This window comes from Negativicutes bacterium (assembly GCA_018052945.1).
Taxonomy (GTDB): Bacteria; Bacillota; Negativicutes; order JAGPMH01; family JAGPMH01; genus JAGPMH01.
The window spans coordinates 1-4,003 of sequence record JAGPMH010000076.1; the positions used below are offsets into that span (position 1 = coordinate 1).

At 30.8% G+C, this 4,003-nt stretch carries 3 protein-coding genes and 1 riboswitch; all 3 genes read left to right on the top strand.

The window, feature by feature from the left end:
- Positions 1–2,048 (top strand): diguanylate cyclase (locus KBI38_08090; GenBank protein ID MBP8630005.1); only part of this gene is annotated, 2,048 nt, incomplete at its 5' end.
- Between the two features lie 61 nt (positions 2,049–2,109).
- Positions 2,110–2,290: riboswitch (cobalamin riboswitch) on the top strand.
- Between the two features lie 81 nt (positions 2,291–2,371).
- Entirely contained in the window at positions 2,372–3,421 is a 1,050-nt protein-coding gene (cobT, locus tag KBI38_08095) for a nicotinate-nucleotide--dimethylbenzimidazole phosphoribosyltransferase (GenBank protein ID MBP8630006.1), read from the top strand.
- Positions 3,421–4,003, top strand: a 583-nt coding sequence (locus KBI38_08100) for a nicotinate-nucleotide--dimethylbenzimidazole phosphoribosyltransferase (protein MBP8630007.1), incomplete at its 3' end; no start/stop codon positions are given. The genes cobT and KBI38_08100, both read left to right, overlap by 1 nt.

A 4,003-nucleotide genomic window follows, 5' to 3' on the forward strand; every position in this document is an offset into this window, starting at 1 on the left:
TAGTAGGGTTGTCCTCAGTTTTTTTAAATAATGCTATTAATAATAATAATCGAGCAAATATTATTTGGAAAATTAATAGTGCCACAGAACCTTTGTTTGCCAGCATTGAGGGACTTGCATTCGAGAGAGGTAGAACAAATGTTGTTTTATCTTCCAATGAACAAATTTCGATTAATAATAAAAACTTTATTATTAATCGACAAGCACAAGTTGATACTAATATTGCGATAGCACTAGAAAGGTTAAATGATATTGATCCGAGCTTAGCGAAAATCTTAGTTACTGATTATAATAATTACTTAAAATTGCGCAATGATGCTTCTGCTGAATTTGATAAAAATTCAAAAGATCGTAACCAGCTATTACGCAGAGAATGGCTAAGAAAATCAACAAATTTTATGTTTAATATTAAAAATATTATTGTATCCTTAAGAAAAAAAGAGCAAACGACGGATCTTTACAATTTATATCAGCGATTTCAGCTAGATTGTCTTGACTTTAGAATATACAGTGGTTATAGTTCTAGTGTTTTAACAGCATCTTTAAGTGCTGGTGACAAGATTAGCACTGATAATTACAATGAATTTTTTGATACTAGACTAAAAGCTGATTATATTTGGAATCATATTGAAAGTGAAATTACTGAATTCAAAAAAGAAAATTTGTTAATAAAAAGAGATATGATTTATAATCAATATTATAATTCATATCGTCCCTTACAAGATAAAATTCTAAAAAAGAGTTTAAATAATAGTGTTGCAAAAACTGATATAGACTTATTATCCCAAAACTCAATTCCGGCCTTAGATTCTATTTTTCAACTGATAAACGAAGTAAGTAATGAAAATAAGAAATTTGTCATGCAAAAAAAAGAAGAAGCATCACTAGAACTTAATATTGCCCTAATAGGTTTTACCTTTGTGATATTATTTCTTTTTTTCACTTGGCAATACTTTAAAATTAATTTATTTCAACCTCTTAAAATAATTATTAAATATTTAAAAATAATCTTAAATGGTCAAAAAGTTCAAGAGTTAGAATACGATATTCAACGCAATGATGAAGTTGGGATGTTAATTGAAGCTGTTAAAAAGCTACAATCAACAATGCAAGAAGAGATTCGACTAAAAAAGATTCATGAAAAAATGGCTATTACCGATAAATTAACCGGTGCTTTTAATAGACAAATACTGGATCAAGGCATTGATAAAGCAATTGCTCGAGCTGATCGTTATCATGAAGATTTTTCGCTACTATGTTTAGATTTAGATCATTTTAAAAAAGTTAATGATACTTGGGGCCATAATATCGGTGATGAAATATTAAAACAAACTGTTAATGTTGTTAAAAATAATATTAGGTCAGCAGATGTATTAGTAAGATTTGGCGGAGAAGAGTTTGTAGTATTAATGCCTCAAACCAGTCTGCAAAATGCGATTGTTGTTGCTGAGAAAATTAGAATGGCCATTGCTACAACAATTCATCCAATTGCCGGCAGTGTAACGGTCAGTATCGGTGTAGCACAAAAAAATTATAATGAAAAATTTGATTCTTGGTATAAAAGAGGCGATGAAGCTCTTTACAAAGCAAAAAAAACTGGTAGAAATAAAGTTATTGTTGCAACAGCAATAGTAGAGAACGAGAACCCTGTATTAGCATTAACTATTGGTTGGCGGCAAGAATGGGAAAGTGGTAATAGTGAAATTGATTCTCAGCACAAAAAACTCCTAGAAATAGCTAATGATTTATTTGAAAATATAATGGTTTCTAAAGCTGATATGACAATAATAATGGATAAAGTTGAAATAATTTTAACAGAAATTAAAACTCATTTTGCCGCTGAAGAAGTGATATTAAAAAAAATCAACTATAATAACTTCGATGAACATGTTACTTTACATCATGAATTATATGAAAAGGCTTTAATACTAAAACAAGATTATGTATCTGGAAAAGCAAAAACGTCAAAATTAATTGCCTATATTTTAGATGATGTAGTGCTAGAACATATGTTGAGTGAAGATCAAAAATTCTTTCCTTATTTATAATATTATCTCGTTTAGTAAAAGATGATTTGACACAAATATTTTTTTTTGCTAGAATAATAAAAAAATAAGATACGATTAAGGTGCTACAAGTAATTGTAGATAATAGGGAAGTCAGAGCAGTAATATGCATAAGCGCGGGCCCACCACTGTACCGAGGAGAACTTACAATGCCACTTATCGGGAAGGCGTAAGATTTTGTTGATTCGGGAGCCAGGAGACCTGCCTAAATCGTTGAAAACCTTTGTGGACAAAAGGCTTTTTTGGTATATTACCAAAAAAGCCTTTTGTTTTTTATGAAACATTTATATAACAAGGAGATTAAGATGAGTTTATTATTAAATAGTACAAAAGTTATAATCCCCCCTGATGCTGAAGTTATGGATAAGGTCACTAGTATTTTACAAGGTGATAATATTATTAATGGTGATTTAGGTTTGTTAAATGTTATGATTAGAAAATATGCCGGAATTAGAAGAACTATTACACCGCCTTTGACGAAAAATTGTATGGTTGTAACTTGTGCTGATCATGGGGTTGCACAACAAGGAATAAGTGCTTATCCGGTTGAAACAACAGTTCATATGACAGCAAATTATTTAGTTTCTAAAGGTGCAAGTGCGAATGCTTTTGCTAATTATTGTAATGCTGATATGGTTGTAGCAGACATGGGCGTATGTGGAGATTTATCTCATGTCGCTGGTTTACTACATAAAAAAATTGCCTATGGAACTGCTGACTTTACCAAAGGTCCGGCTATGAGCAGGGAACAAGCAATATTAGCAATTGAAACCGGTATTGAAATTGTTAACGAAAAAGTCAAAGAAGGATATAGTTGTTTTAGTTTAGGAGAAATGGGGATTGGAAATACAACCTCATCAGCTGCAATAGTTGGTGCATTTACTAAACTACCTCCGGAAATTGTTACTGGTAGAGGAACAGGAATTTCCGATAGTAGATTAGAAATTAAAATTGCGGTTGTCAAAAAGGGATTAGAGATTAATAATCCTGATATTACAGACGGTGTAGATGTTCTTGCTAAAGTAGGTGGCTTTGAAATTGGTGCTTTAGCTGGAGTAGTTTTAGGTGCTGCAATTAATAAATGTCCTGTTGTTATTGATGGACTAAATACTACTGCATCCGCTTTAATTGCTAATGCGATTAATCCATTATGTAAGGAGTATATTTTTTCCTCGCACTTATCAGGTGAGCCTGCTCATATAAAAGCTTTAGATTTATTAAACTTAAAGCCTTGTGTAGATATGAAAGTATGTCTAGGAGAAGCTATTGGTGCATCAGTTGTTATGGAATTACTAACTTGTGGCACTAAAATACTACAGAATTTAGTTAATAATGAAGTCCTGGAGGAAAAATAATGTTAACAAATTTCAAATTTAATATTCCTGAACTAGATATAGAAGCTATGGAAAAATGTCAAATAAGATTAGATAATTTAACAAAACCATTAAATAGTTTATATTATTTTGAGTTAATAGCAAAAAAAATTGCTGGATTAACTAGTAATCCTAAGCCTGCAAAAATTAATAAAATGATAGTTGTATTAAGTGAAAACTCTGAAATAAGTATCGCAACTAAAGTATTTGCTGAACATGTAAATGCTCAAACAATGCTACTAAACCTTGATAACATAATAACTAATATGAGTTTTAATAGTAGTGATGACTATATAAAAACAGGCTTAGAACTAGCTACAAATAACAAATTTAAAACCTTTGATGTAATTGGTTTAGGCCAGATTTCTTCGAAAATAGTTGCCAGTACTAATGAGTTTATAAAATTATATTATAACAACAATACAATTAGTCTTGATAATATTAGAAATAAAGACATTCTAATTATTTCAGGGTTTATTATCGGTCTAGCTCAAGCTGGTAAGGCGGTGGTAATTGATGGTATAGCATCTACTGCGGCTGCTTTAATTGCTACAAGCATAGAGC

Bases quoted from the DNA above. Each gene is read 5' to 3' on its own strand.
- cobT (MBP8630006.1), top strand. From the start codon at position 2,372: ATGAGTTTATTATTAAATAGTACAAAAGTTATAATCCCCCCTGATGCT.